Here is a 706-nt window from a genome sequence, read left to right as displayed (position 1 = left end):
GCCAACGAGCGGTGCGGCATGAGCTTGCTCGCCGATCCGCGCTGGGGCGAAGCGCTGGCGCATCTGCCCGACTATCTCGGCAACCATGTGCGGGTGAGTCTCGCCGCGCTCGCGCTCGGTCTCGCCGTCAGCCTGCCGCTGGCGATCCTGACGCGTAACCGCCCGGCACCGCGAGCCATCCTGCTCGCAGTCGCCAGTATCGTGCAGACGGTGCCGGGGCTGGCGCTGCTCGCGCTGTTCTATCCGCTGTTGCTGCTGGCCGCGTCCGTCACGCTGGCCTGGTTCGGCGTATCCTTCTCGGCGTTCGGCTTCCTGCCGGCGATGCTGGCGCTGGCGCTCTATTCGATGCTGCCGGTGCTGCGCAACGGCATCACCGGGCTCAACGGCATCGATCCCGCGCTGATCGAAGCCGCCAAGGGCGTCGGCATGACCGCGCGGCAGTCGCTGTTGATGGTCGAGCTGCCACTGGCGCTTCCGGTGATGATGGCGGGCATCCGCACCGCCGCGGTGTGGGTGATCGGCACCGCGACGCTGTCGACGCCGATCGGGCAGACCAGCCTCGGCAACTACATCTTCGCCGGGCTTCAGACCCAGAACTGGGTATTCGTGCTGTTCGGCTGCTTTGCCTCAGCCCTGCTGGCGCTCGCCGTCGATCAGCTGCTCGGCCTGATCGAGGCCGGCCTGCGTCACCGCAGCCACGCCCGCT

1 protein-coding gene is annotated in these 706 nt (G+C 68.8%); it reads left to right on the top strand.

Annotated elements, in window-relative coordinates; translation table 11 throughout:
• Positions 1-18: 18 nt before the first annotated feature.
• A partial coding sequence (locus MOV75_RS40685; protein ID WP_247008486.1) for an ABC transporter permease occupies positions 19-706 on the top strand: 688 nt, incomplete at its 3' end.

This window comes from Bradyrhizobium sp. PRIMUS42, assembly GCF_023006515.1.
Taxonomy (GTDB): Bacteria; Pseudomonadota; Alphaproteobacteria; order Rhizobiales; family Xanthobacteraceae; genus Bradyrhizobium.
Note: the sequence above shows the minus strand (reverse complement) of the source record. Positions and strands in the feature narration are given on the sequence as shown.